Annotated in this window: 23 protein-coding genes and 1 pseudogene; 9 read left to right on the top strand and 15 right to left on the bottom strand. The window is 72.2% G+C overall.

What is annotated here, in order from left to right:
- The first annotated feature begins 6 nt into the window (after positions 1-6).
- Entirely contained in the window at positions 7-723 is a 717-nt protein-coding gene (locus tag C0R66_RS03825) for an aspartate/glutamate racemase family protein (RefSeq protein ID WP_101523588.1), read from the top strand.
- On the opposite strand, the gene C0R66_RS03820 is transcribed toward C0R66_RS03825, so the two are convergent.
- Genes C0R66_RS03820 through C0R66_RS03810 form a run of 3 tightly spaced genes read right to left on the bottom strand, consistent with a single transcriptional unit; the run spans position 720 to position 3,819 of the window.
- Positions 720-2,150: a protealysin inhibitor emfourin gene (locus tag C0R66_RS03820; protein ID WP_101523587.1), complete on the bottom strand. Its 1,431-nt coding sequence runs from the start codon at positions 2,148-2,150 to the stop codon at positions 720-722. The two genes, C0R66_RS03825 and C0R66_RS03820, sit on opposite strands and share 4 nt — an antisense overlap.
- Positions 2,147-2,887, bottom strand: a complete 741-nt coding sequence (locus C0R66_RS03815; RefSeq protein ID WP_101523586.1) for a type 1 glutamine amidotransferase — start codon at positions 2,885-2,887, stop codon at positions 2,147-2,149. The genes C0R66_RS03820 and C0R66_RS03815 overlap by 4 nt, the downstream gene beginning before the upstream one ends.
- Positions 2,887-3,819 carry an MBL fold metallo-hydrolase gene (locus C0R66_RS03810; RefSeq protein WP_101523585.1) on the bottom strand — a complete coding sequence of 311 codons (933 nt, stop codon included), beginning with the start codon at positions 3,817-3,819 and terminating at the stop codon, positions 2,887-2,889. Before C0R66_RS03810 ends, C0R66_RS03815 begins: the two co-directional genes overlap by 1 nt.
- Before the next feature lie 177 nt (positions 3,820-3,996).
- Here C0R66_RS03810 and typA point away from each other — a divergent pair, with 177 nt between their 5' ends.
- Entirely contained in the window at positions 3,997-5,889 is a 1,893-nt protein-coding gene (gene typA / locus C0R66_RS03805; RefSeq protein ID WP_101523584.1) for a translational GTPase TypA, read from the top strand.
- 82 nt (positions 5,890-5,971) lie between these two features.
- Here the strand turns inward: typA and C0R66_RS03800 are convergent, their stop codons facing one another.
- Complete coding sequence (locus C0R66_RS03800; protein ID WP_241901556.1) at positions 5,972-6,565, bottom strand: TetR/AcrR family transcriptional regulator; 594 nt, start codon at positions 6,563-6,565, stop codon at positions 5,972-5,974.
- The gene (locus tag C0R66_RS03795; RefSeq protein ID WP_101523583.1) at positions 6,562-6,876 is read right to left on the bottom strand and encodes an AMP-binding enzyme; all 315 of its coding nucleotides are present in this window, start codon (positions 6,874-6,876) and stop codon (positions 6,562-6,564) included. Before C0R66_RS03795 ends, C0R66_RS03800 begins: the two co-directional genes overlap by 4 nt.
- 94 nt (positions 6,877-6,970) lie before the next feature.
- On the opposite strand from C0R66_RS03795, the gene C0R66_RS03790 reads away from it, so the two are divergent.
- Together C0R66_RS03790 and C0R66_RS03785 are read left to right on the top strand one after the other, a co-directional pair.
- Complete coding sequence (locus C0R66_RS03790; protein ID WP_101523582.1) at positions 6,971-8,146, top strand: acyl-CoA dehydrogenase family protein; 1,176 nt, start codon at positions 6,971-6,973, stop codon at positions 8,144-8,146.
- Between the two features lie 42 nt (positions 8,147-8,188).
- Positions 8,189-8,947, top strand: a complete 759-nt coding sequence (locus C0R66_RS03785; RefSeq protein WP_101523581.1) for an SDR family NAD(P)-dependent oxidoreductase — start codon at positions 8,189-8,191, stop codon at positions 8,945-8,947.
- 31 nt (positions 8,948-8,978) lie between these two features.
- Here C0R66_RS03785 and C0R66_RS03780 read toward each other — a convergent pair whose 3' ends face one another.
- The 6 genes from C0R66_RS03780 to C0R66_RS03755 all read right to left on the bottom strand — a co-directional run bounded on the left by C0R66_RS03780 (position 8,979) and on the right by C0R66_RS03755 (position 15,147).
- The gene (locus C0R66_RS03780; RefSeq protein ID WP_158647884.1) at positions 8,979-9,284 is read right to left on the bottom strand and encodes a hypothetical protein; all 306 of its coding nucleotides are present in this window, start codon (positions 9,282-9,284) and stop codon (positions 8,979-8,981) included.
- Positions 9,278-10,762 (bottom strand): hypothetical protein, encoded by a 1,485-nt coding sequence (locus C0R66_RS03775; protein WP_101523579.1) that lies wholly within the window; start codon positions 10,760-10,762, stop codon positions 9,278-9,280. Before C0R66_RS03775 ends, C0R66_RS03780 begins: the two co-directional genes overlap by 7 nt.
- Before the next feature lie 116 nt (positions 10,763-10,878).
- A complete protein-coding gene (locus tag C0R66_RS03770) occupies positions 10,879-11,052 on the bottom strand; it encodes a YbdD/YjiX family protein (RefSeq protein ID WP_101523578.1) in 174 nt (57 codons plus the stop codon).
- A complete protein-coding gene (locus C0R66_RS03765; protein WP_199286806.1) occupies positions 11,049-13,244 on the bottom strand; it encodes a carbon starvation CstA family protein in 2,196 nt (731 codons plus the stop codon). The genes C0R66_RS03770 and C0R66_RS03765 overlap by 4 nt, the downstream gene beginning before the upstream one ends.
- 92 nt (positions 13,245-13,336) lie before the next feature.
- Complete coding sequence (locus C0R66_RS03760; RefSeq protein ID WP_101523576.1) at positions 13,337-13,957, bottom strand: hypothetical protein; 621 nt, start codon at positions 13,955-13,957, stop codon at positions 13,337-13,339.
- Positions 13,958-14,055: 98 nt separating this feature from the next.
- Positions 14,056-15,147, bottom strand: a complete 1,092-nt coding sequence (locus C0R66_RS03755; protein WP_101523575.1) for an ABC transporter ATP-binding protein — start codon at positions 15,145-15,147, stop codon at positions 14,056-14,058.
- Positions 15,148-15,382: 235 nt separating this feature from the next.
- Between C0R66_RS03755 and C0R66_RS03750 the strand changes: the two genes are divergently transcribed.
- The 5 genes and pseudogenes from C0R66_RS03750 (at position 15,383) to C0R66_RS03730 (ending at position 21,045) form a co-directional block, all read left to right on the top strand.
- A complete protein-coding gene (locus C0R66_RS03750) occupies positions 15,383-16,660 on the top strand; it encodes an ABC transporter substrate-binding protein (RefSeq protein ID WP_199286805.1) in 1,278 nt (425 codons plus the stop codon).
- Between the two features lie 9 nt (positions 16,661-16,669).
- Positions 16,670-17,725 carry a carbohydrate ABC transporter permease gene (locus tag C0R66_RS03745; protein WP_241901555.1) on the top strand — a complete coding sequence of 352 codons (1,056 nt, stop codon included), beginning with the start codon at positions 16,670-16,672 and terminating at the stop codon, positions 17,723-17,725.
- The gene (locus C0R66_RS03740; RefSeq protein WP_101523573.1) at positions 17,722-18,540 is read left to right on the top strand and encodes a carbohydrate ABC transporter permease; all 819 of its coding nucleotides are present in this window, start codon (positions 17,722-17,724) and stop codon (positions 18,538-18,540) included. The genes C0R66_RS03745 and C0R66_RS03740 overlap by 4 nt, the downstream gene beginning before the upstream one ends.
- Positions 18,537-20,020 (top strand): annotated as a pseudogene (locus C0R66_RS03735) (GH1 family beta-glucosidase). The gene C0R66_RS03740 and the pseudogene C0R66_RS03735 overlap by 4 nt, the downstream one beginning before the upstream one ends.
- A 5-nt stretch (positions 20,021-20,025) precedes the next feature.
- Complete coding sequence (locus C0R66_RS03730) at positions 20,026-21,045, top strand: LacI family DNA-binding transcriptional regulator (protein ID WP_101523572.1); 1,020 nt, start codon at positions 20,026-20,028, stop codon at positions 21,043-21,045.
- 6 nt (positions 21,046-21,051) lie between these two features.
- Here the strand turns inward: C0R66_RS03730 and C0R66_RS03725 are convergent, their stop codons facing one another.
- From C0R66_RS03725 to C0R66_RS03715, 4 genes are all read right to left on the bottom strand, one after another.
- Positions 21,052-21,714, bottom strand: coding sequence for an NTP transferase domain-containing protein (locus tag C0R66_RS03725; RefSeq protein ID WP_101523571.1), 663 nt, complete (start codon positions 21,712-21,714; stop codon positions 21,052-21,054).
- Entirely contained in the window at positions 21,707-22,372 is a 666-nt protein-coding gene (gene npdG / locus C0R66_RS03720; protein ID WP_101523570.1) for an NADPH-dependent F420 reductase, read from the bottom strand. The genes C0R66_RS03725 and npdG overlap by 8 nt, the downstream gene beginning before the upstream one ends.
- Before the next feature lie 121 nt (positions 22,373-22,493).
- On the bottom strand, positions 22,494-22,694 hold the full coding sequence (locus C0R66_RS18920) for a Clp protease/crotonase-like domain-containing protein (protein WP_199286803.1): 201 nt from the start codon (positions 22,692-22,694) through the stop codon (positions 22,494-22,496).
- Positions 22,694-23,275: an enoyl-CoA hydratase-related protein gene (locus C0R66_RS03715; protein ID WP_199286802.1), complete on the bottom strand. Its 582-nt coding sequence runs from the start codon at positions 23,273-23,275 to the stop codon at positions 22,694-22,696. Before C0R66_RS03715 ends, C0R66_RS18920 begins: the two co-directional genes overlap by 1 nt.
- Between the last annotated feature and the right edge of the window lie 7 nt (positions 23,276-23,282).

The following is a 23,282-nucleotide window of genomic DNA, read 5'->3' as shown; positions in this document are numbered from 1 at the left end:
AGCCCCGTGAAGACCATCGGACTCATCGGCGGCATGAGCTGGGAATCCAGCGCGGTGTACTACCAGCAGCTCAACGAGGGGGTGGAGTCGCGCCTCGGCGGGCTCTCCTCGGCGCGCACGGTGCTGACCTCGGTGGACTTCGCCGAGGTCACCGCCCTGCAGCAGCAGGAGCGCTGGGACGAGGTCGCGCAGATCCTGGCGACGGCCGCGCAGGGAGTGGAGCGTGCCGGGGCGGACTTCCTGCTGCTCTGCACCACCGCCTTCCACCGGGTCGCGGAGCAGGTGGAGCAGGCGATCGACATCCCGCTGCTGCACCTGGCCGACGTGGTGGCCGACGCGTGCCAGCAGCACCGGCTGGAGTCGGTGGGCCTGCTCGGCACCTCGTTCACCATGTCGCGCTCGTTCTTCACCGACCGGATCGCGACCCACGGCCTGCAGGTGCACGTGCCGGCGGAGGAGCACCACGAGACGATCAACCGGATCATCTACGACGAGCTGGTGCACGGGAAGGTCAGCGACACCTCGCGCCGCGAGGTCGTGGAGATCATCGAGCAGCTGTGGGACGCCGGCGCCGGGGGCGTCATCCTCGGTTGCACCGAGCTCGAGCTGCTGGTGCGGCAGGCCGACGTGGAGATCCCGGTGCTGGGCTGCACCACCCTGCACGTCGAGGCCGCCCTGGACCGGGCCCTCACCAACGCACCCCTCGAGGTCGCGCCGAACTAGCTCGTCCCGCCCGACCGGTCCGGCGCGCCGCCGCCCTCGGAGAGCACCAGCGCGGCCAGCCGTCCCTGCTCGGGGGTGAGCTGGGGCTCGGGCACGGTGATCGCGGCGCGTCCGGGCAGCTCGAAGACGTAGACGAACATGTCCGGTGCGGGCGGCTGGTCGGTGACCTGCGCGGGCTCCAGTGCGGGCAGCAGGCTGCGAGCCTCCGCGATCCTGGAATCGCTCCCCTCCTGGTCCGCGTCCAGGTCGAGCTCCGCGACGGTGGTCAGCCCGGCGAAGCCGCCGGTACGGCGTACCCGCAGCAGGCCGGAGGGTGCCGGCGCCGGTTCGGGGGCCGCGACCGGAGCCGGGGTGCCGGTCCGGCCCGGGGTGACCCCCACCTGGGTCCAGGCCTCGGCCACCACTTGGGCGTCCGCGGCCGAGAGCACGCGCTCGGCGGCGTCGACGCAGACCCGGGCGAAGGAGGCGAAGTCGCTGTCCGGCTCGAGCCCGCCACCGGTGAGGGCGGCGTACCAGACCAGGCCCGCGCGCTCCCACACCCGTCCGCCCAGGCCGGTGGCCGCCAGGTGGAAGGCGCGGTTGGGGATGCCGGAGTTGATGTGCACTCCCCCGTTGTCGTCCTGGGTCTCCACGTAGTCGGCCAGGTGAGCCACCTGCGGGTCGCGACCCAGCAGCGGGTCGTCGTACGCCGTGCCGGGCGCGGCCAGGTCGCGCAGCGCCCGAGCCGCGATGCCGGGCCGGAACAGCCCCTGCCCGATCAGCCAGGACCCCTGCTGCACGTCCTCGCCGGCGAGCCACTGCAGCAGGCAGGTGCCGAACACGTCGGAGACCGACTCGTTGAGCGCACCGCTGGGACCCTCGTATTCCAGCCGGGCGCTGCGTTCGGTGACGGCGTGCCCGAACTCGTGGCCCAGCACGTCCACCGCCTTGGTGAACCGCTCGAAGACGCGGCCGTCGCCGTCGCCGAAGACCAGCTGGCGCCCGTCCCAGAAGGCGTTGTCGTAGTTCTCGCGGTAGTGCACGGTGAGGGAGACCGCTGAGCCCTGGTCGTCGTAGGACCTGCGCCCGAAGGCCTCGGCGAAGAGTCGCAGGGTGGCCTCGATCCCGCTCGCCGCCTCGTCGACGGCCGCGTCGCCGGTGGCGGGCTCGCCGGCCGCCCGCACCGGGGTCCCCGGCAGCCGGGTGCCCGACTCGGCGTCGTGCACCGTCCAGGCCGGGGGCACCGCGTCGCCGGGGCCCGCGCCGAGCACGGTGCCGCGCACCCCGAACCGCTCGCCGGCCGGCAGGGCCTCCTCGGCGGTCCGGCGGCTGGCGCGGAACCCGGCGTCGGCCTGCAGCGTCTCCGAGCAGCACGTGGCCAGCGGGTCCCCGGTCCGGGCCAGCCGCTCCAGCAGGTACGGCGGCACGAAGGTGCAGGTCGGCCTCATCCGCCTACCCCGACCTCGCTCGCCCGGGCGAGGAGGATCGCGGCGAAGGAGCGGGCCAGCGGCCGCCAGGTGGCAGCCAGCTCGTCGCGGGCGGCAGCGATCTCCGCCAGCACCTGCTCCGAGTCGATGCCCCGGGCCAGGTGGTCGGCACGGTCGCCCTCGGCCCAGGGAGCCACCACGTGCTCGTCGGCCTCGGGATGCAGCTGGAGGCCCCAGGCCCGCTCCGCGTAGCGCACCACCTGGGGCGCGCCGTCCTCGGTCCGGGCCAGCACCTTCGCGCCCGGGGGCAGCTCGGTGACGACGTCGCTGTTCCAGTGCACCCCGCGGGCGGTCGCGCCCAGGGACCCGGCCAGCACGTCCCGGGAGGCCGCCTCCTGCCAGCCCACGATCTGCAGCCCGATGGTCTGGCCGTCGGGGTTGCGCTCCACCCGGCCACCGAGAGCAACCGCCATCAGCTGGTGGCCCAGGCAGATCCCCAGGGTCGGCACGCCCGCCTCCCCGGCCGCGCGCACCAGCTCCTTGACCCCGGTGAGCCACCAGTGCCGCTCGTCGTCGTTGGCGCCCATCTCCCCACCCAGCACCAGCACCCCGTCGTACGCCCCTGCCTCAGGCAGGGCGTCGCCGGACCAGGGGCGGCAGAGCTCGAGCTCGCACCCGGCCTCGACCAGCCACTCGCCGAGCAGCGCGGGCGGACACTCGGCGTGGTGCTCGACCACGAGCACGCGGGGGCTCCTCATCAGTCGACCAGTCCTTTCCAGGGGTCGGCACGCTCCCACAGCGTGGGCAGGTGCAGCGAGACGGCGTCGCGCGCCGCGAGGCGTTGCAGCCGGGCGATGGAGACGTCGAGGTCGTCCCCGGCGTACGGCAGGCCGCGCAGCGGCGCGGTCAGCGGGGAGAAGAAGTCGTCCCAGTGCACGAGCACCACCGACCGGGCACCGACGCGGCCCACGGTCTCGTCCCAGTAGCGCTCGGTGTAGTCGGCGTCCATCAGCCCGAGCTGTCCGATGCCGAGGTAGGCGACCTCGGCGGCGTGCCCCGCCAGGGCCCCGGGCACGCAGCCAGCGCTGCCCTGGACCAGCAGCCGTCGTCCGCTCGGGAGGTGGTGGACCAGGGTGGACCACGCCTCGCCGCACTTGTACGCCGACGCCTTGGCGTCGCGGAGCACCGGCGCGGTGATGGTGCCCGGGTAGCGGTCCGGAGGACAGTGCTCGCCGGCGACCAGGGTGACCTCGAAGGAGCCGAGGACGTGCGGCGTCCCGGCCTCCGCGGTGACGATCCGCGAGGACGGCAGGCCGTGCCCGCGGGCGATGTGCGCGGCGGAGGTGCCGCCGACCAGGACCGCTCCGGTGCGCAGCGCCACCGTGGCCGAGTCCATGGCGTGGTCGTAGTGGGTGTGGACGGGCAGCACCGCGTCGAGCCGGTCGATGCCGGCGCGCGCCAGCGCCTCGTCGATGCGGGCCACGTCGGGCCGCAGCCGCCCCAGCCCCACCTTGACCAGGCCGGGACGGGAGAAGAAGCCGTCGGTCAGCAGGGAGGTCTCCCCGTCGGTGACGAGCACGGTGCTGACGCCGAGCCAGGACACGCTGAGCGGCGCCTGGGGGGCCGCCGCCGGTACGTCGACCAGGTCGGCGTACCTGGTGAGGTCGGGTCGTCCCGGTCGCAGCCGCATGGAGCCAGCCTAGGACCCGCACCGGGCGCGCACGCTCGCCCGCACCGGGGCGGACTCGGACGGACCGTCCCGGCGGCGGTGCCGTCGACGGTTCGGCGTGAGACTTGACCGGCCCCTAGAATGGCGGGTGGTCCGATCGGGCCCACGACTCCACCCGAAAGTGACGCCGTACCCTTTATGTCTTCCACCCGCAGGAACGACCTGCGCAATGTTGCCATCGTCGCCCACGTCGACCACGGCAAGACCACCCTCGTCGACGCCATGCTGCGCCAGGCCGGTGCCTTCTCGGTGCACCAGGCCGAGAGCGTCGCAGAGCGCGTCATGGACTCGGGTGACCTCGAGCGCGAGAAGGGCATCACCATCCTCGCGAAGAACACGGCCGTGCACTACACCGGCCCGTCGTTCCCCGAGGGCATGACCATCAACATCATCGACACCCCCGGCCACGCTGACTTCGGTGGCGAGGTCGAGCGCGGCCTGTCCATGGTCGACGGCATCGTGCTGCTGGTCGACGCGTCCGAGGGCCCGCTCCCCCAGACCCGCTTCGTGCTGCGCAAGGCGCTCAACGCCGACATGCCCGTCGTGCTGGTCGTCAACAAGGTGGACCGTGGCGACGCCCGGATCGACGAGGTCGTGGACGAGACCTACGAGCTCTTCATGGACCTGCTCGACGAGAGCCACAGCCAGGACGCGCTGGACTTCCCCGTCGTCTACGCCTCCGGCAAGGCCGGCATCGCCTCGCTGACCAAGCCCGAGAACGGCACCCTGCCGGACGGCGAGAACCTCGAGCCGCTGTTCAAGACGATCCTGGACACCATCCCGGCCCCGACCTACACCCCGGGCAAGCCGCTGCAGGCGCACGTCACCAACCTCGACTCCTCGCCGTTCCTCGGCCGGCTGGCGCTGCTGCGCATCCACGAGGGCGAGATCAACAAGGGCCAGACCGTCGCCTGGATGAAGGGCGACGGCACCGTCAAGAACGTCAAGATCTCCGAGCTGCTGATCACCGAGGGCCTGGACCGGGTGCCCGGCACCCACGCCGGCCCCGGCGACATCGTGGCCATCGCGGGCATCCCCGACATCATGATCGGCGAGACCCTGGCCGACGCCGAGAACCCGGTGGCGCTGCCGCTGATCACGGTCGACGAGCCCGCCATCTCGATGACCATCGGCACCAACACCTCCCCGCTGGTCGGCCGTCTCAAGGGCTCCAAGGTCACCGCGCGCCTGGTCAAGGACCGCCTCGACGCCGAGCTCGTCGGCAACGTCTCGCTCCGCGTGCTGCCCACCGAGCGTCCCGACGCCTGGGAGGTCCAGGGCCGTGGCGAGCTGGCGCTGGCCATCCTGGTGGAGCAGATGCGCCGCGAGGGCTTCGAGCTCACCGTCGGCAAGCCGCAGGTGGTCACCAAGGAGATCAACGGCAAGCTGCACGAGCCGGTCGAGCGCCTGACCATCGACGCCCCCGAGGAGTACCTCGGCGCCATCACCGAGCTGCTCGCCACCCGCAAGGGCCGCATGGAGCAGATGACCAACCACGGCACCGGCTGGGTGCGGATGGAGTTCCTGGTGCCGGCACGAGGCCTTATCGGCTTCCGCACCGAGTTCCTCACCGAGACCCGCGGCACCGGCATGGCCGCCCACGTCTTCGAGCGGTACGAGCCGTGGGCCGGCGAGATCCGCTCGCGCGCCTCGGGCTCGCTCGTGGCCGACCGGGCCGGCGCCGCCACCGCATACGCCATGACGTCGCTGCAGGAGCGCGGCACCATGTTCGTGGAGCCCGCCACCGAGGTCTACGAGGGCATGATCGTCGGCGAGAACTCCCGCGCCGACGACATGGACGTCAACATCACCAAGGAGAAGCAGCAGACCAACATCCGGTCCGCCACCTCCGACAACTTCGAGAAGCTGATCCCGCCGCGCCTGCTCTCCCTCGAGCAGTGCCTGGAGTTCTGCCGCGAGGACGAGTGCGTCGAGGTCACCCCGGAGACCGCGCGCATCCGCAAGCTGGTGCTCAACGCCGGCGAGCGCGCCAAGACGGCCTCGCGCGCCCGCAAGGCCGCCAAGAGCTGATCCGCACCGACGACGAAGGGCCGCTGGCGAGCAATCGCCGGCGGCCCTTCGGCGTACGTCGGCCCTTCGGCGTACGTCGGCCTCAGCGGCCCCGGGCGGCGAGCGCGTGGACCACGAGCGAGGCCAGCTCGGCGTACGCCTCGGCGTCGGTCAGCCCGGCGCGCGCCGACATCTCACCGCCCTGGATCGCCGCCATGGTGGCCGCGACCATCTCGGCGACGAAGGCGGGGTTGACCGAGCGGAAGGCCCCGGCCTCGATGCCCTCGCCGACCAGCTCCCGGATCCGGGCCGCCGCGGCGGCGGTGTTGCGCTGGTAGAGCTCGGCGGTGGCCCGGGTCGCGAGCAGGTCCTCCAGGAACTCCCGCGAGACCGGCCTTAGGTAGTCCGCGACCGCGAGCAGGTAGGCGGTGACCCGCTCCGCCGGGTCCTCGGTGGCCGCCACCCGGGCCTCCACCGCGGGCACCGCCTCGCGGAAGTACTCCCGCACCACCTCGACCTCGAGCTCGGCCTTGGAGGCGGCCAGGGCGTAGAGGGTCGTCTTGGAGCAGCGCAGCCGCGCGGCCAGGTCGTCGAGGGTGAACTCGGCGAACCCCTCCGCGGTCATCAGCTCCACCAGCCGGGCCAGCAGGTCCTGCTGACGCGCCGTACGCCGTCGGCGCGACGCGACCGGGGTCACGAGCCGGCCCGGACCTGCTCGGCGCGCAGCTCCTCGGGCACGCCGATGACCGCGGCCTCCGCGACCCGGTCGTCGGCGACCAGCACGCTCTCGATCTCGAACGGGCCGATCCGGTAGCCCGCCATGATGATCACGTCGTCGTCGCGCGAGGCGAAGAAGAAGTCCCCGTCCTCGTCCACCCGGCCGGCGTCCCCGGTGTGGTACCAGCGGCCGTCGGGGCTGAACCGCTCCGCGGTCTTGTCGGGGGCGTCGACGTAGCCGGGGGCGACGAAGGTGGCCAGCAGTTCGGTCACGCGCTCGTCGGGCGTCATGGCAGCTCCTAGAGACTGGTACTAAAAATGATACGGACGGCTGCGCTAAAGTATCGCTCCCGCTCCATCATCGCCACGCTGTCCAGGAGAAGCCATGACCGCCACGCGCCGACTGCCCACCGAGGAGGCCGCCGAGCTGCTCAAGCTCGTGCGCCGACTGGCCGCCGAGGAGCTCGCGCCCCGCAGCGCCGAGGCCGAGGCGAGCGAGACCTTCCCCCGCGAGGTCTTCCGGCTGCTGGGCGAGGTCGGCGTGCTCGGCCTGCCGTACGCCGAGGAGCACGGTGGCGGCGGTCAGCCCTACGAGGTCTACCTCCAGGTGCTGGAGGAGATCGCCGCGGTCTGGTCCTCGGTCGGGGTCGGCGTCTCGGTGCACGCCCTGTCCTGCTTCGGCCTGGTGAGCTTCGGCACCGAGGAGCAGAAGCAGCAGTGGCTGCCCGACATGCTCGGCGGCAGCCTGCTCGGCGCGTACTGCCTCTCCGAGGCGCACGCCGGCTCCGACCCGGCCGCGATGCGCACCACGGCCCGGCGCGACGGCGACGACTACGTGCTCAACGGCGCCAAGGCCTGGACCACCCACGGCGGGCAGGCCGACTTCTACAAGGTGATGGCGCGCACCGCTGGGGAGCCGGGGGACCGCAGCGGCATCTCCTGCTTCCTGGTCCCCGCCGACACCCCGGGACTGAGCGCCGACGCCCCGGAGCGGAAGATGGGCCTGACCGGCTCCCACACCGCCACCATGCGCTTCGAGGACGTGCGGATCCCGGTCGAGCGCCGGCTCGGGGCCGAGGGCGAGGGCCTGCGGATCGCGCTGGGCGGGCTCGACTCGGGTCGTCTGGGCATCGCCGCGGTGGCGACCGGGCTCGCGCAGGGCGCGCTGGACCAGGCGGTCGCCTACGCCCGCGAGCGGGAGACCTTCGGCAAGCCGATCATCGAGCACCAGGGGCTGGCCTTCGTGCTGGCCGACATGGAGGCCGCGGTGCAGTCCGCGCGCGCCACGGTGCTGCACGCGGCCCGCCTCAAGGACGCCGGGCTGCCGTTCTCCCGCGAGGCGTCCATCGCCAAGATGGTGGCCACGGACAACGCCATGAAGGTGACCACCGATGCCGTGCAGGTGCTCGGAGGCTACGGCTACACCCGTGACTTCCCGGTGGAGCGCTACATGCGCGAGGCGAAGGTGATGCAGATCTTCGAGGGCACCAACCAGATCCAGCGGATGGTCATCTCCCGCTCGCTGGCCAAGGACGACCGCGGCACCATCACCCACGCCTGACCCCACCACCCCTCCCCCCACCACCACAGGAGAACACCCACCGTGCAGCTCAACGACACCGCCGCGATCGTCACCGGCGGCGCCTCCGGACTCGGCGCCGCCACCGCCGCCGCGCTCGCCGCCAAGGGCGCGCAGGTCTTCGCCTTCGACCTGCCCCAAGCCATCGAGGACGCCCCCGAGGTCGCCGGCGTGACCTACGTCGGCGTCGACGTGACCGACCCCGAGCAGGTCGCCGCCGCGGTCGCGACCGCCTCCGCCTCCGACGTACCGCTGCGCACGGTGGTCAACTGTGCCGGCATCGGGCCCTCGATGCGGATCCTGGGCCGCAAGGGCCCCCACGACCTGGCCTTCTACGCGAAGGTCGTGCAGGTCAACCTGATCGGCACGTTCAACGTGATGACGCTGGCCGCGGAGCAGATCGCGCAGACCGAGCCGCTGGCGGACGGGGCGCGAGGCGTGGTCATCAACACCGCCTCGATCGCCGCGTACGACGGTCAGGTCGGCCAGGCGGCGTACGCCTCCTCCAAGGGCGGCGTGGTGGGGCTGACCCTGCCGGCCGCGCGCGACCTCGCCCAGTTCGGGATCCGGGTGCTCACCATCGCCCCGGGCATCATCGAGACCCCGATGCTGGCGACCGTCTCGGAGGAGTTCCGCGCCGGTCTCGCCGCCGGGGTGCCGTTCCCGCAGCGCCTGGGCCGTCCGGAGGAGTACGCCCAGCTCGCGCTGGCCATGGTCGAGCACGACTACCTCAACGGCGAGGTCGTCCGGATGGACGGCGCGCTGCGGATGGCGCCGCGCTGACCGACCCCGGCACGGGCGAGGGTGCGCGCGCTCAGTGCGCGCACCCTCCCGGGTGGGTGTAGTCCTCGCCGCTGAGGTCGCGCCAGGTGACCACCGCGTCCCACGTTGGCTGCTCGTCGGCCACGGTCTCGGGGCAGGGGGTGGCGTTGCCCAGGACCGCGTCCGGGTGCGCCCGCTTCACCAGCCACCACAGCGGGAACTCCCACTGCCACATGCCGTCCGCCAGCCCGATCCGCGGGGCGTCGCCGTCCGGCAGGGAGTCGGCGAACGCCCGGTACGGCGCCCGGAGCTGGGGCAGCCCGAAGAAGAGCTCCTCCTCGGCGCTGGTCTTCAGCACCGACCCCTCCCCCCGCAGCGGGCGGAGCTGCTGGTCCAGCAGGTAGGGCACCGACCCCACGGCGAGGCTGACCAGCGTGACCAGGGAGACCCACCGCGGCCACCGGCTCCAGGCGGCGCCGACCAGCACCGCCCCAGGGCGAGCACCGTGAGCAGGAACCGCCCTCCCCAGGGCTGCCACCGGAGCACCGCGGCCGCGGCCACGCACACCACCAGCATCGACCCGGCGATGGGCCACAGCCCTCGGGCACGACGCCCCGCGAGCAGCATCGCGCCCAGCGCGACCACGATGAGCAGCACCTGCATCGGGTTGCCGGCCCGGTCCTCGGTCTTGCTGGACACCACGACGTACTCGCCGAAGTTGCTGTCGGGGTCGTCGGCGTCCAGCCCCACCCGGTCGAGCAGGCCCCGCACCCCGGCCTCCAGCCGGGTGTTCGCCCCGGGGTCGGGGAGCGCCAGGTGCTGGGAGAGGTTCTTGACCAGGTTCGAGGCGACCGTGTCGAAGGAGACGTGGGCGTTGGTCAGCTCCGAGTCGACTCCCGTGACGCTCCCCCAGGTCTGGTGGTTGTTGACCATCCACCAGCCGTTGGCGCCGAGCCCGATGACCAGGCAGGCGACCAGGGGCAGGGCCGCCCGGCGCGGGCCGAGCCCCCGCAGGTGCGCCAGCGACAGCACCACCGCGGGCAGCACCATGAGCACCGCCGTGGGCTTCACCGCCACGGCCAGCCCGCTGGCCAGCGCCACGACCAGCAGCCAACGCGGGTGGACGGGGCGACGCAGCGCCATGGCGTAGGCGATCACGACGAGGGTGCACATCAGGTAGTCGTTCTGGGTGGTGACCGCCTGCCCCACCACCAGGGGGCTCAGGCCGAAGACGCCGGCGGCGATCACCTGCCCCCGCTTGTCGACGCCTACGTTGCGGGCGAGCACCGAGACCGCGACCAGCGCGACCAGGTGCCCGGCGTACTGCACCAGGTTGAGCGTCCACAGGGCCCCGGTCAGCACGGCGAACTGCGCCATGCCGAGCTCCGCGAGGAAGGAGAGGTAGACCTGCGGGGCGAACTCCGTGGGGAACGAGGTCACCCGCTCGGCCTGCAGCCACTGCGCGATCTTCGGCAGGTGGTACCTCATCGAGTCCCAGTTGGTGGGCGCCGTGCTGACCGCGAGCAACAGCAGGACCAGGGCCTCGACCGCGAGCACGACCACCCAGAGGTCGCGCCACCACCCGCGCACCGCCGGGAGCGCCGGCCGACTCCGGCGCAGCAGCAACGCCTGGACGAGGAGCTGGACGAGCTGGCTCGCGAGGACTCCGCCGAAGGTGAGCTGCCCGATCACCGAGAGCACCGCAGCACCGACCTGCCAGCCGGTCAGCCACAGCAGGAAGCCGACGAGGATCCCGTCGCGCCACCCGACCCGGGCCGCAGCGACCGCGGCCCAGCCGACGAGCACCAGGATCGGGAGCAGGACCAGCGCGGTCACCTGAGCGTTCCCCGAGTCGCGCTCAGGGAGCGCTCGGGGCGTTGCTGAGACGTGGGGAGGGTCGGCACGCGCGCCACCGTATCCGCACTCCTCGACCGGTGAGGCTGGAACACCCCTCAGCAGCAGCGGGCGCCCTGGTTGTGCTCCCGCTCGTGGTCCCGGGCCCGCTCGAACTCCCGACGCGAGACCGGTACCACGTCCGCGCGACCGCACTGGGCGACGTACTCGTCCCACTTGGCCTCGCCGGTGAGCTGGCGGACGTACCAGCGCAGCCGGGACAGCGCCGTCATGGCCGCTCCCCCGTCCCCGCGAGCTGGCGCCGCTCCTCCCACTCCCGCACGGCCTGCTTCTCCTCCGCCGTCGCCAGGAAGTCGGAGGGGGCCACGATCTGCGACTCCTGCTTCGGCACCTCGGTGGTCGGCAGCCCGCCGGCCCGCACCCCCTTGACCCAGACCACCACCGCGTTGGCCACCACCACCAGCACCAGGACCGCGAAGATCGCCTGCAGGGTCCCGTTGAGGGTGGAGTTGAAGATGATCTGGTCCATCTCGTCGGCGTTGGTGGCGGGAGCCAGCAGCTCTCCGGCGTCCCGGGCGTCGGCGTAGCGGGAGCGCTGGCTGAAGTAGCCCAGCGCCGGGTTGTCGGAGAAGACCTTCTGCCAGCTGGCGGTCATGGTGACGACCAGGTCCCAGGCCAGGCCGATCCCCGGTACCCAGGTCCACTTGGCCTTGCCGTGCTTGATCAGCAGGGTGAAGCACAGGGTGAGTGCGATGGCGGCGAGGAGCTGGTTGGCGATGCCGAAGAGCGGGAAGAGCTGGTTGATGCCGCCGAGCGGGTCGGTCACCCCGACGTAGAGCATGTAGCCCCACAGCCCGACCACCACCGCGCTGGCCGACCACGACGCCGGCTTCCAGGAGAGGTCGGCGTACCGGGGCCACAGGTTGCCGACGGTGTCCTGCAGCATGAACCGCCCGACCCGGGTGCCGGCGTCGACGGCGGTGAGGATGAACAGCGCCTCGAACATGATCGCGAAGTGGTACCAGAAGGCCGCCAGCCCGCCGCCGAACGCGTCGGTGAACACCTGCGACATGCCGAAGGCCAGCGTCGGGGCGCCCCCGGTGCGGGAGATGAGCGTCTGCTCCTCCACCGCCGCGGCGGCCGCCCGGAGGTCGTCGGCGGTGATGGTGAACCCCAGGCTGCCCACGAACTCCGCCGCCGTGGCGGGGTCCGCCCCGGTCGCTCCGGCGGGTGAGTTGATGGCGAAGTAGATGCCGGGGTCGATCACGCAGGCCGCGATCAGGGCGCTGATCGCGACGAAGGACTCCATCAGCATCCCGCCGTAGCCGATCATCCGGACCTGGCTCTCCTTGGCGACCATCTTGGGCGTGGTCCCCGACGAGATGAGCGCGTGGAAGCCCGACAGCGCACCACAGGCGATGGTGATGAAGACGAACGGGAACAGCTTGCCCGCGAAGACCGGTCCGTTGCCCTCGCGCGCGAAGTCGGTCACCGCCTCCTGCTGCAGCGACGGGGCCGCCAGCACCAGCCCGACCGCGAGCAGCACGATCACCCCGACCTTCATGAACGTCGACAGGTAGTCGCGCGGGGTCAGCAGCATCCACACCGGCAGGATGGAGGCGACGAACCCGTAGACCACCAGCGCGAGCGTGAGCTGCTCCTTGGTCAGGGTGAGCGCCCCCTCGAGCCCCAGCTGGTCGACGTACCCGCCGCCGACGATGGCCGCGAGCAGCAGCGCCACCCCGATCAGGGTGACCTCGAAGACCCGGCCCGGCCGGAGGTGGCGCAGGTAGAACCCCATGAACAGGGCGATGGGGATGGTCAGGCCGATCGAGAAGACCCCCCAGGGAGACTCGGCCAGCGCGTTGACCACCACCAGCGCCAGCACCGCCAGGATGATGATCATGATGGCGAAGACGGCGATCAGGGCCGCGATCCCGCCGACCAGGCCGATCTCCTCGCGCACCATCTGACCCAGGCTCTTGCCGTCGCGGCGCATCGAGAAGAACAGCACCACCATGTCCTGCACGGCTCCGGCCAGGATCACCCCGACGATGATCCAGGTGGTGCCGGGCAGGTAGCCCATCTGCGCCGCCAGCACCGGTCCGACCAGGGGCCCGGCGCCGGCGATGGCAGCGAAGTGGTGGCCGAAGAGCACGTGCCGGTCGGTGACGTCGAAGTCGCGCCCGTTCTGGTGGCGCTCCGCCGGCGTGGCCCGGGTGTCGTCCACGCCGAGCACCTTGTAGGCGATGAAGCGGGCGTAGAACCGGTAGGCGATGGCGTAGGAGCACAGCGCCGCGAAGAGCACCCACAGGGCGGAGACCTCTTCCCCGCGCGAGACCGCCAGCACCACCCAGCAGACCGCGCCGACCACCGCGACGGCGCCCCAGACGAGCATCGACCTGGGTGACATCCGGGACGAGGGCCCCGAAGGCTGCACCGGGACCTGGGTGTTCGTCGTCATGCGTCCTCCCGAGGATGAGGGGGCCGCGAGGACCCACCCCGATCTTCACGCCACGGGCCCGCCCCGGCAAGGGGTCTGGGTCGGGACTTCGCTCAGCCGCGGCCCTGCTGGTTGGCCGCCACCGCGACCCCGGCGAAGCCGGCGACCATGAGGACCGAGCCCAGTCCGCGCCATCCCTGGGGCAGCACCGCCTGCCCGAGCGGCCCGCACACCACGTGCAGCACGAACGCCCACGGGACCCACACCGGCGTGGTGCGCGCGCGCAGCAGGGCGAGGGCGAGCAGCAGCTCGCCGAGGTAGAAGACCGCGAACCCGCCGAGCAGCATCGACTGCTGGAGGCCGTTGCCGGCCACCGCCGCGATCGCCTCCGGGGTGACGGCGTCGTGCACGGTGAGACTGCGGAAGACGACGAGCACCTGGGCGAAGGCCGCGAGCAGCACCGCGCCGACGGAGAGCAGCACCGCCGCGCACAGGCCGGTGTGGAACCCCTGCCGCTGGAAGAGGGTGAACAGGGAGGGCACGCCGATGACCAGGCCGATCGCGGAGACCGTGAGCAGCACCGCCAGGACCCCCGACCGGTCGGTGTGCTCGCCGGCCAGGCGCAGCAGCTCACCGTCCCCGCTGGGTCGAGGGGTCAGCTGCGCGCCGACGAACAACGCGGTGGCCCCGGTGACCAGGGCGGCCGCGGAGACAGGAACCCAGTCCGTCCGCACAGGTGAACGCTAACGCTGTCGCGGCCCGGTGGCGCGGCATTGCGCACAGTGGCGCACCGTGGCACGCCTCCGGCCGGAGGCGTCGCGCAGCACCTCGCTCAGCCCGAGAGCCGGGCGCCGGAGGCGGGATCGAAGACGTGCAGCGCGTCGGGGTCCACCGCGAGCTGGACGTGGTCGCCCTTGGCCAGCGACTGACGCCCCTCCAGCCGTACGACGACCGGTGCGGGCAGCTCCTCGGCGGCCGCGTCGTCGCGCAGCGCGTAGAGGAAGGCGTCCGAGCCGAGCTCCTCGATCACGGTGACCGTCGCACCGACGCCAGGCTCCTCGGGGCCCACCACCCGCCAGGCGTGCGGCCGCACCCCCAGGGTGACCTGGTCTCCCGCGCGGGCGGCGACGTCGCGCTCCAGTGGCACGGCGTACCCGCCGATCCAGGCGAGCGAGTCGGCGACCTTGGCGGGGAGCAGGTTCATCGCCGGCGACCCGATGAAGCCGGCGACGAACAGGTTGACGGGACGGTCGTAGAGGGCGAGGGGGGTGTCGACCTGCTGCAGCCGCCCGTCCTTGAGCACCGCGACCCGGTCCCCCATCGTCATCGCCTCGGTCTGGTCGTGGGTGACGTAGACGGTGGTGGTGCCCAGGCGCTGCTGCAGCGCCGCGATCTGGGTGCGGGTGGAGACGCGCAGCTTGGCGTCGAGGTTGCTCAGCGGCTCGTCCATGCAGAACACCTGGGGCTGGCGGACGATGGCCCGCCCCATCGCGACCCGCTGCCGCTGTCCGCCGGAGAGCGCCTTGGGCTTGCGGTCGAGCTGGTCGACGAGGTCGAGCAGCTGCGCGGCCTCGCGGACCCGGCGTACCCGTTCGTCGCGGGGCACCCGGGCCACCTTGAGGGCGAAGGCCATGTTGTCGGCCACGCTCATGTGCGGGTAGAGGGCGTAGTTCTGGAAGACCATCGCGATGTCGCGGTCCTTGGGCACCACGGTGGTCACGTCGCGCCCGCCGATCAGGATCCGCCCCGAGGTGCACTCCTCCAGCCCCGCGAGCATCCGCAGCGAGGTGGACTTGCCGCAGCCGGACGGCCCCACCAGCACCATGAGCTCACCGTCCTCGACCTCGAGGTCCAGGGCCTCCACGGCCGGTCGTTCGGCACCGGGATAGCGATGCTCCGCCTGCTCGAACCGCACCTGTGCCATGTCGCCTGGTTCCCTTCGCCGAGGTCTCCAACGCGCTGCCGGAGACTCCCCCAGCCACGGTACGACGCGGAGGACCAGCCGTCTAGTGGAAGCGCTCTCACATTTTGATGAGCACATCTACGCCAGCATTGACATCTAGATGTGACGCCTGTCATGGTGCCTGGGAGAAGAGAGTGGAAGCGCTTCCATGGATCTCACCCGGCAAGCGCCACCACCACGACGTCAGGAGACCACGGTGCAGACAACGAAGAGGCGACGGACCCGCGTCGCCACGGGCGCCCTGGTGGCGCTCATGCTCGCGGCCACGGCCGCGTGCGGCGGGGACGACGGTGACGAGACGAGCGACGGCAAGATCAAGCTCACCGTGGCTACCTTCAACGAGTTCGGCTACGAGGGACTCATCGACGAGTACAACGCCATGCAGGACGACGTGGTGGTGGAGCAGAAGAAGGCCGGCACGGCCAACGAGCACCAGGACAACCTCTACACCAAGCTCGCCGCGGGCTCCGGGCTCTCCGACATCGAGGCCATCGAGGTCGACTGGCTGGCTGCCCTGAAGCAGGAGTCCGACGCCTTCGCGGACCTCTCCGACCCTGAGGTCGAGGGGCGCTGGCTGGACTGGAAGACCGAGGCCGCCACCACCGACGACGGCAGGCTGATGGGCTACGGCACCGACATCGGGCCGGAGGGCATCTGCTACCGCGCCGACCTGCTGAAGAAGGCCGGCATGCCAGACGACCGCGAGCAGGTCGCCAAGATGTTCACCACCTGGGACGACTACTTCGACGCGGGCCGGGAGTTCGTCAAGAAGATGCCGGACGTCGCCTGGTACGACGCCTCGGGCGCCACCGCGCAGGCGATGATCAACCAGACCGAGTACACCTTCGAGGACGAGGACGACAACGTCATCGCCGCGGACAACCCCGAGGTCAAGCAGATCTTCGACACCGTCACCTCGCTGTCCCAGGAAGGACTGTCCACCAAGCTCGTGCAGTGGGGCGAGGACTGGGTCGCCTCCTTCCAGCAGGACGGCTTCGCCACCATGGCCTGCCCGGGCTGGATGCTCGGCGTCATCGAGGGCAACGCCGAGGGCGTCGAGGGCTGGGACATCGCCAACGTCTTCCCCGACGGCCCCGGGCTGTGGGGCGGCTCCTACCTGACCGTCCCGGTCCAGGGCAAGCACCAGGAGGAGGCCATCGCGCTGGCCCAGTGGCTCACCGCACCGGAGCAGCAGGCCAAGGCGTACGCCGCGAAGGCGACGTTCCCCAGCCAGGTCGCGGCGCTGGAGGACCCGGCGGTGACCGGTGACACGCGCGAGTTCTTCAACGACGCCCCGGTCGGCGAGATCCTCGTCGAGCGCGCCAAGGCGATCGAGTTCATCCCGCACAAGGGCCCGAAGTTCGCCGACATCAACACCGCCTTCCAGCAGGCCATCCAGCGCGTCGACGAGGGCAAGGAGAACCCGCAGCAGGCCTGGGACTCCTTCCTGGCCGACGTCGAGCGTCTGGGCTGACCCGAGCCCGTGAGGACCGACACCCACCCCGTGCCGCCGGTCGGGGACGCCGCAGGACCGGCGTCCCCGACCGGGGGCACCCGACCCGACGCGGCCGGGACCGGCGGGCCCACCCGTCGTACGCCGTGGCGCTCGCGCGTCTCGCGGTGGGACGCCCGGCTCTCCCCCTACCTCTACATCTCGCCGTTCTTCGTGCTCTTCGCGCTGGTGGGGCTGTTCCCCCTGCTCTACACCGCCTGGGTCTCGCTGCACCAGTGGAGCCTGCTCAGCGGGCAGGGCGAGTTCACCGGGTTCGACAACTACCGCCGGGTGCTCGAGGACCGCTACTTCTGGAACGCGCTGCGCAACACGATCAGCATCTTCCTGCTCTCCTCGGTGCCGCAGGTGCTCATCGCCCTGGTGCTCGCCGGGCTGCTCGACACCCGGCTGCGCGGACGCACCCTGTGGCGGATGAGCGTGCTGATCCCCTTCGTGGTGGCCCCCGCGGCCGTCGCGCTGATCTTCGGCAACGTCTTCGGTGACCGCTTCGGCCTGGTCAACTCCGGCCTGGAGGCGATCGGGCTCTCCCCCGTCGCCTGGCACGTCAACACGCTGGCCAGCCACGTCGCCATCGCCTCGATGGTCAACTGGCGCTGGACCGGCTACAACGCCCTGATCTTCCTGGCCGCGATGCAGGCGGTGCCGCGCGACCTCTACGAGTCCGCCTCCCTCGACGGTGCCGGCAAGGTGCGGCAGTTCGCCTCCATCACGTTGCCGATGATCCGACCCACGCTGCTCTTCGTCATCATCACCTCCACCATCGGCGGCCTCCAGATCTTCGCCGAGCCCCGGCTCTTCGACACCCAGGGCCTGGGCGGCTCGGACCGGCAGTACCAGACGCTGACGATGTACCTGTGGGAGCTGGGCTGGCGGGTCCGGGACCTGGGCATGGCCTCGGCCGTGGCGTGGCTGCTGTTCCTGATCATCGTCGTCTTCGCGCTGCTGAACCTGCTGCTCAGCCAACGGGCCGGGTCGCTCGCCGGCAGGCCGCACGGCCGGGCCCGGCGGCAGGGGGCGAAGCCATGACGCGCCGCCCCGGGTTCGCTGTCTACGGTCTGCTGACCGCGTTCGTGCTGGGCTCCTGCGCGCCCCTCTACTGGTCGTTCCTGGTCGGCTCGCACCGCCGCGAGGACCTCTCCAGCCGTGTCCCGCCGCTGATCCCGGGCGGTCACTTCCTCGCCAACGCCCAACGCGCCATCGACGCGGTGCCGTTCTGGAAGGCCCTGGGCAACAGCCTGCTGGTCTCCGGCACGGTCGCCACCTCGGTGGTCTTCTTCTCCACGCTGGCCGGCTTCGCCTTCGCCAAGCTGGCCTTCCGGGGCCGCAACCCCCTGATGGTCTTCGTGGTCGCCACCCTGGCCGTGCCCACCCAGCTCGGGGTGATCCCGCTGTTCATCGTGATGGCCAAGCTGGGGTGGGTGGGATCGATGTGGGCGCTGATCGTGCCCGGCATGGTGACCGCGTTCGGGGTCTTCTTCATGCGCCAGTACCTGCTCGACGCGGTGCCGGACGAGCTGATCGAGGCGGCCCGGATGGACGGGTGCTCGATGGCCCGGACGTTCTGGAACGTCGCGGTCCCCGCGGCCCGGCCCGCCGCGGCCATCCTGTGGCTGTTCACCTTCATGGCCACCTGGACCGACTTCTTCTGGCCGCTGATCGTGCTCCCGGCGAGCAACCCGACGGTGCAGATCGCCCTCCAGCAGCTGCAGAGCGGTTACTACGTCGACTACAGCCTGGTGCTGGCCGGCACCACGCTCGCCTCCCTCCCGCTGCTCGCCCTGTTCGTCCTCACCGGTCGCCAGCTGGTCGCCGGCATCATGCAAGGAGCCGTCAAGGGATGACCCTGCACGCCGAACGCCCCGGACCCCGCACCAGCGCGCACCCGACGGCGCGCTTCCCCGCCGACTTCGTCTGGGGGGCCGCCACCGCGTCGTACCAGATCGAGGGCGCCGTCGCCGAGGACGGCCGCACGGCCTCGATCTGGGACACCTTCTCCCACACCCCGGGAGCGGTGCTGAACGACGACAACGGCGACGTCGCCTGCGACCACTACCACCGGATGCCGGCCGACGTGGCGATGATGTCCGAGCTGGGGCTGGGCTCGTACCGCTTCTCCGTCGCCTGGCCGCGGGTGCGCCCGGACGGCGGCCCGGTCAACGCCGCCGGCGTGGCCTTCTACGACCGGCTGGTCGACGAGCTGCTGGGCCGCGGGATCGCGCCCTGGCTGACGCTCTACCACTGGGACCTGCCCAGGCGCTGGAGGACGCCGGCGGCTGGACCGACCGCGACACCGCTCACCGGTTCGCCGACTACGCACTGTCGGTGCACGACGTGCTGGGCGACCGGGTGCCGACCTGGACCACCCTCAACGAGCCGTTCTGCTCCGCCCTGCTGGGGTACGCCGCGGGGCACCACGCCCCCGGCCGCCAGGACGGGGTCGCCGGGCTGGTCGCGGCCCACCACCTGCTGCTGGGCCACGGGCTGGTGGTCGAGGAGCTGCGCCGCCGCGGCGGGGGCGAGCGGCTCGGGGTGAGCCTCAACTTCACCGTGGCGGATCCGCACGACCCCGACGACGCGGTCGACGTGGACGCCGCCCGCCGCGTCGACGCCCTGCACAACCGGCTCTTCCTCGACCCCCTCACCCACGGGCGCTATCCCGCGGACCTGCTCGCCGACACCGCGCACCTGAGCTGGCGGGGCCGGCCGTGGAGCGACGTCGTCGCCGACGGCGACCTGGCCCTGGTCAGCACCCCGCTGGACCTGCTGGGCGTGAACTTCTACCACGGCAACGCAGTCTCGGGGCACCCGCACAGCGACGTGATGGCGCGGGACGCCGACAAGCCTGAGCGGGTCTCGCTGTCGCCGTTCGTGGGCTCGGAGTTCGTCACCTTCCCCAGTCGCGACCTGCCGGTGACCGACATGGGCTGGGAGGTGCACCCCGACGGGCTGCACCGGCTGCTGGTGCGGCTGCACACCGAGCACCCGGGGCTGCCGCTCTACCTCACCGAGACCGGCGCGGCCTACCCCGACGTCGCCGGTCCCGACGGACGGGTGCACGACCCCGACCGGATCGCGTTCCTGCACGCCTACCTGAGCGGGGTGCAGCGGGCGCTCGCCGACGGCGTCGACGTGCGCGGCTTCTTCCACTGGTCGTTGATGGACAACTTCGAGTGGGCCTTCGGCTACGCCAAGCGGTTCGGCCTGGTGCACGTCGACTACGCCGACCAGCGTCGTACGCCGAAGTCGAGCGCCCACTGGTACGCCCAGGTGGCCCGTACCGGGAGCCTGCCCGCGGCGGACGACCCGCAGTGGCTACCGTGAGGCCCGTGAACGGGTCGAACGGGTCGCCCACCCTGGACGAGGTGGCGCAGGTGGCGGGGGTGTCCCGGGCCACGGCGTCGCGCGCGATCAACGGCGGCCAGCGGGTCAGCGCGAAGGCCCAGGCGTCGGTGGACGCGGCGGTGCGCAGCCTCGGCTACCTGCCCAACCCGGCGGCCCGCAGCCTGGTCACCCGGCGTACCGACTCGGTGGCCGTGGTGGTCCCGGAGCCGGACGAGCGGGTCTTCTCCGACCCGTTCTTCGCCGGCACCCTGCGTGGGGTGACCCGGGTGCTGGGCGAGCGGGACCTGCAGCTGGTGCTGCTGCTGTCCCGGCCGGGCGCCTCGACCGCCCGGACCCTGCGCTACCTGCGCAACCGGCACGTCGACGGCGCCCTGGTGGTCTCCCACCACCGCGACGACGGCCTCGCCGAGCAGCTGGCCGAGCTGGACCTGCCGTGCGTCTTCGGCGGCCGGCCGTGGGCGGGCGGCGACCGGGTGGCCTACGTCGACGTGGACAACACCAGCGGGGCCCGGGAGGCCACCCAGGTGCTGGTGGACCGGGGGTGCCGCCGGATCGGCACCGTCGCCGGCCCGCGCGACATGGCCGCCGGCCAGGACCGGCTCACCGGGTGGCGGCAGGCGATGGCCGGGGCCGGACTCGCCGACGACGCCGTCGAGCACGGCGACTTCACCGCCGAGAGCGGCGAGCGGGCCACCGAGGCGCTGCTCGCCGCGCACCCGGACCTGGACGGGCTGGTGGTGGCCTCGGACCTGATGGCCACGGGCGCGCTTCGGGTGCTGAGGGCCTCGGGACGGCGCGTCCCCGACGACGTCGCGGTGGTCGGCTACGACGACCTGGGCGTCGCCGAGCGCACCACCCCGCCGCTGACCACGATGCGGCAGCCCGTGGAGGAGATGGCCGAACGGGCCACCCGCCTGCTGCTGGAGCAGATCGACGCCTCCGGGAGCGCCCGGCCGATGAAGGTGATCATCCCGCCCACGCTGGTGCGGCGCGAGAGCGCCTGAGCCCGCTCAGACCGAGGCGGGGCCGAGCCGGGGCACCAGGTCGCGCAGGGTACGGGCGGTGTCGTCGGAGCGCGCGCGGACCAGGGCCAGGTCGTCGAGGGTGTCCAGGTCGCGGCGCAGCCCGTCGGGCGCGGCCGCCCAGGGCCGGTAGCCCAGCCGGAGATGGAGCTCGGCGGAGCGGCCCCCGAAGCCGATGCCGGGCCAGTCCCGCGGTCCCTGCACCAGCAGCGTGGTGCCGACGTCGTGGTGGTCCGAGACCCGCATCGGCTCCCCGTGGCTGCGGAACTCCGCGACCGCGAGGTCGAGGTCGGCCGACCGGAGCAGCGGCAGGTCGGCGACCAGGATCCCCACCGGCGCGTGCGGACGGGAGTCGAGGGCGGCGCGACGGCCGAGGTCCGCGGCGGCGTTGAGCCCCGAGACGCCCACCTCCGGCACCACCCGGGCGCCGAGCTCGCGCACCAGGGCGGCCACCTGCTGGTCCCGGGTCACCACCCACACCGTGCCCACGGCGGTCGCGTCCAGGGCGGCCTGGGTGGTGGCCAGGGCCACCCGCCGAGCCACCAGGGGCCTGACCGCCGGGTCCAGCGCCAGGCGGGACTTGGCCCGCCAGGTCTCCTTGACCGGGATGACCAGGGAGAGGGGCTCGCCCGACGTCCTCCGGTCAGACATCGGTGATGCGGACCCCTGCGTGCGCCTTGTAACGGCGGTTGATCGCGATCAGGTTGGCGGTCAGCGCCTCGACCTGGTGGGCGTTGCGCCGGCGACCGGCGTACACCCCGCGCATGCCGGGCACCGCGTCGGCCAGCGCCTGGACCAGGTCTGTGGCCTCGCGCTCGTCACCGAGCACCAGCACGTCGGTGTCCACCGAGGAGACCTCGGGGTCCTCCAGCAGCACGGCACTGACGTTGTGGAAGGCGCCCACCACGGTGGACTCGGTCAGGATCGCGGCCGCCTGCTGGGTGGCGGACCCCTCCTCGACGGGCAGCGCATAGGCGCCCTGCTTGTCGAACCCCAGCGGGTTGACGCAGTCCACCACGATCTTGCCGTCCAGGTGGGGCTTCAGCTCGCGCAGCAGCTCGGCGTGACCGTCCCACGGCACCACGACCAGCACCAGGTCGCCAGCCGCGGCGGCGTCGGCGTTGGCCGCCCCGGTGACGGCCCCACCGGTGGCCTCAGCCAGCTCGGCGGCGGCGTGCTCGGCCTTCTCCGCGGCCCGGCTGCCGAGGACCACGGTCAGGCCGGCGGTGGCGAAGCGACGCGCCAGGCCCCGCCCCTGGGGTCCGGTGCCGCCGAGGATGGCGATCGTCTGCGTGCTCAGTTCCGTCATGCCGCTGTCTCCTGATCGTAGAAAGGCGCGCGTATCTATGCGCATCATATCACTCAATAGGTGACCGGCGCCACATCCAGCTCGGGGCATCCGCCTCTCGGACGAGGTCCGCCGGGAGCGCTCAGCGCCGGCGGTTGACGAAGGCGTCCACCGCGGCGCGGTGCTCGTCGGTGTGGTGGGCCAGCGCCTGGTAGGCCGCGCTCAGCTCCAGCACCCCGGCCAGGTCGCGCTGCTGGGACTCGCGCAGCAGCTTCTTGGCCATCCGCAGGGCGTGCGCGGGGTTCTTGGCCACCCGCGCGGCGAGCGACCGGGCCTCGTCCATCAGGTCCTCGGGGCGGTGACCCGGGAGACCAGACCCCACTCCAGCGCGGTCGCGGCGTCGACCCGGTCCCCGGTCAGCGCCATCTCGGCCGCCCGGGCCGGCCCGATCGCGCGGCTGAGCAGCCACGCGCCGCCGTCGCCCGGGATCAGCCCGAGCTGGGCGAAGGACTCGGCGAAGAACGCCTTCTCCGAGGCGATCCGCAGGTCGCACATCAGGGCCAGGTCGCACCCCGCACCCACTGCCGCCCCGTTGACGGCCGCGATCATCGGCACCTCGCACGCCTGCATCGCCAGCGGGATCCGCTGGATACCCTGGCGGTAGCCGTTGCGCTGCTCGAACGGCGATCCGCCGAACATCCCCTCACCATCCGCCATCGCCTGCACGTCGCCACCGGCGGAGAACGCCGAGCCGGAGCCGGTGAGGATGACGCAGCGGACGTCCAGGTCGAGCTCGACCCGGCCCGTGTTGGCCACGAACGCCTCGACCACGTCGGCGCCCGAGATGGGGTTGCGCTTCTCGGGCATGTTGAGGGTCCAGGTCTCGACGTGGCCCTCACGCTCGACGGTCAGGACTTCGGACACGGGTGCT

The sequence above is a fragment of the Nocardioides houyundeii genome (genome assembly GCF_002865585.1).
Classification (GTDB): domain Bacteria; phylum Actinomycetota; class Actinomycetes; order Propionibacteriales; family Nocardioidaceae; genus Nocardioides; species Nocardioides houyundeii.
This window is presented reverse-complemented; position numbering and strand designations above follow the sequence as displayed.

Bases quoted from the DNA above. Each gene is read 5' to 3' on its own strand.
- C0R66_RS03755 (WP_101523575.1), bottom strand. From the start codon at position 15,147: ATGGCACAGGTGCGGTTCGAGCAGGCGGAGCATCGCTATCCCGGTGCC.
- typA (WP_101523584.1), top strand. From the start codon at position 3,997: ATGTCTTCCACCCGCAGGAACGACCTGCGCAATGTTGCCATCGTCGCC.
- C0R66_RS03725 (WP_101523571.1), bottom strand. From the start codon at position 21,714: ATGTCTGACCGGAGGACGTCGGGCGAGCCCCTCTCCCTGGTCATCCCG.
- C0R66_RS03765 (WP_199286806.1), bottom strand. From the start codon at position 13,244: ATGACGACGAACACCCAGGTCCCGGTGCAGCCTTCGGGGCCCTCGTCC.
- C0R66_RS03815 (WP_101523586.1), bottom strand. From the start codon at position 2,887: ATGAGGAGCCCCCGCGTGCTCGTGGTCGAGCACCACGCCGAGTGTCCG.
- C0R66_RS03790 (WP_101523582.1), top strand. From the start codon at position 6,971: ATGACCGCCACGCGCCGACTGCCCACCGAGGAGGCCGCCGAGCTGCTC.
- C0R66_RS03770 (WP_101523578.1), bottom strand. From the start codon at position 11,052: ATGACGGCGCTGTCCCGGCTGCGCTGGTACGTCCGCCAGCTCACCGGC.
- C0R66_RS03810 (WP_101523585.1), bottom strand. From the start codon at position 3,819: ATGCGGCTGCGACCGGGACGACCCGACCTCACCAGGTACGCCGACCTG.
- C0R66_RS03795 (WP_101523583.1), bottom strand. From the start codon at position 6,876: ATGACGCCCGACGAGCGCGTGACCGAACTGCTGGCCACCTTCGTCGCC.
- C0R66_RS18920 (WP_199286803.1), bottom strand. From the start codon at position 22,694: ATGGACGAGGCCCGGTCGCTCGCCGCGCGGGTGGCCAAGAACCCCGCG.
- npdG (WP_101523570.1), bottom strand. From the start codon at position 22,372: ATGACGGAACTGAGCACGCAGACGATCGCCATCCTCGGCGGCACCGGA.
- C0R66_RS03740 (WP_101523573.1), top strand. From the start codon at position 17,722: ATGACGCGCCGCCCCGGGTTCGCTGTCTACGGTCTGCTGACCGCGTTC.
- C0R66_RS03820 (WP_101523587.1), bottom strand. From the start codon at position 2,150: ATGAGGCCGACCTGCACCTTCGTGCCGCCGTACCTGCTGGAGCGGCTG.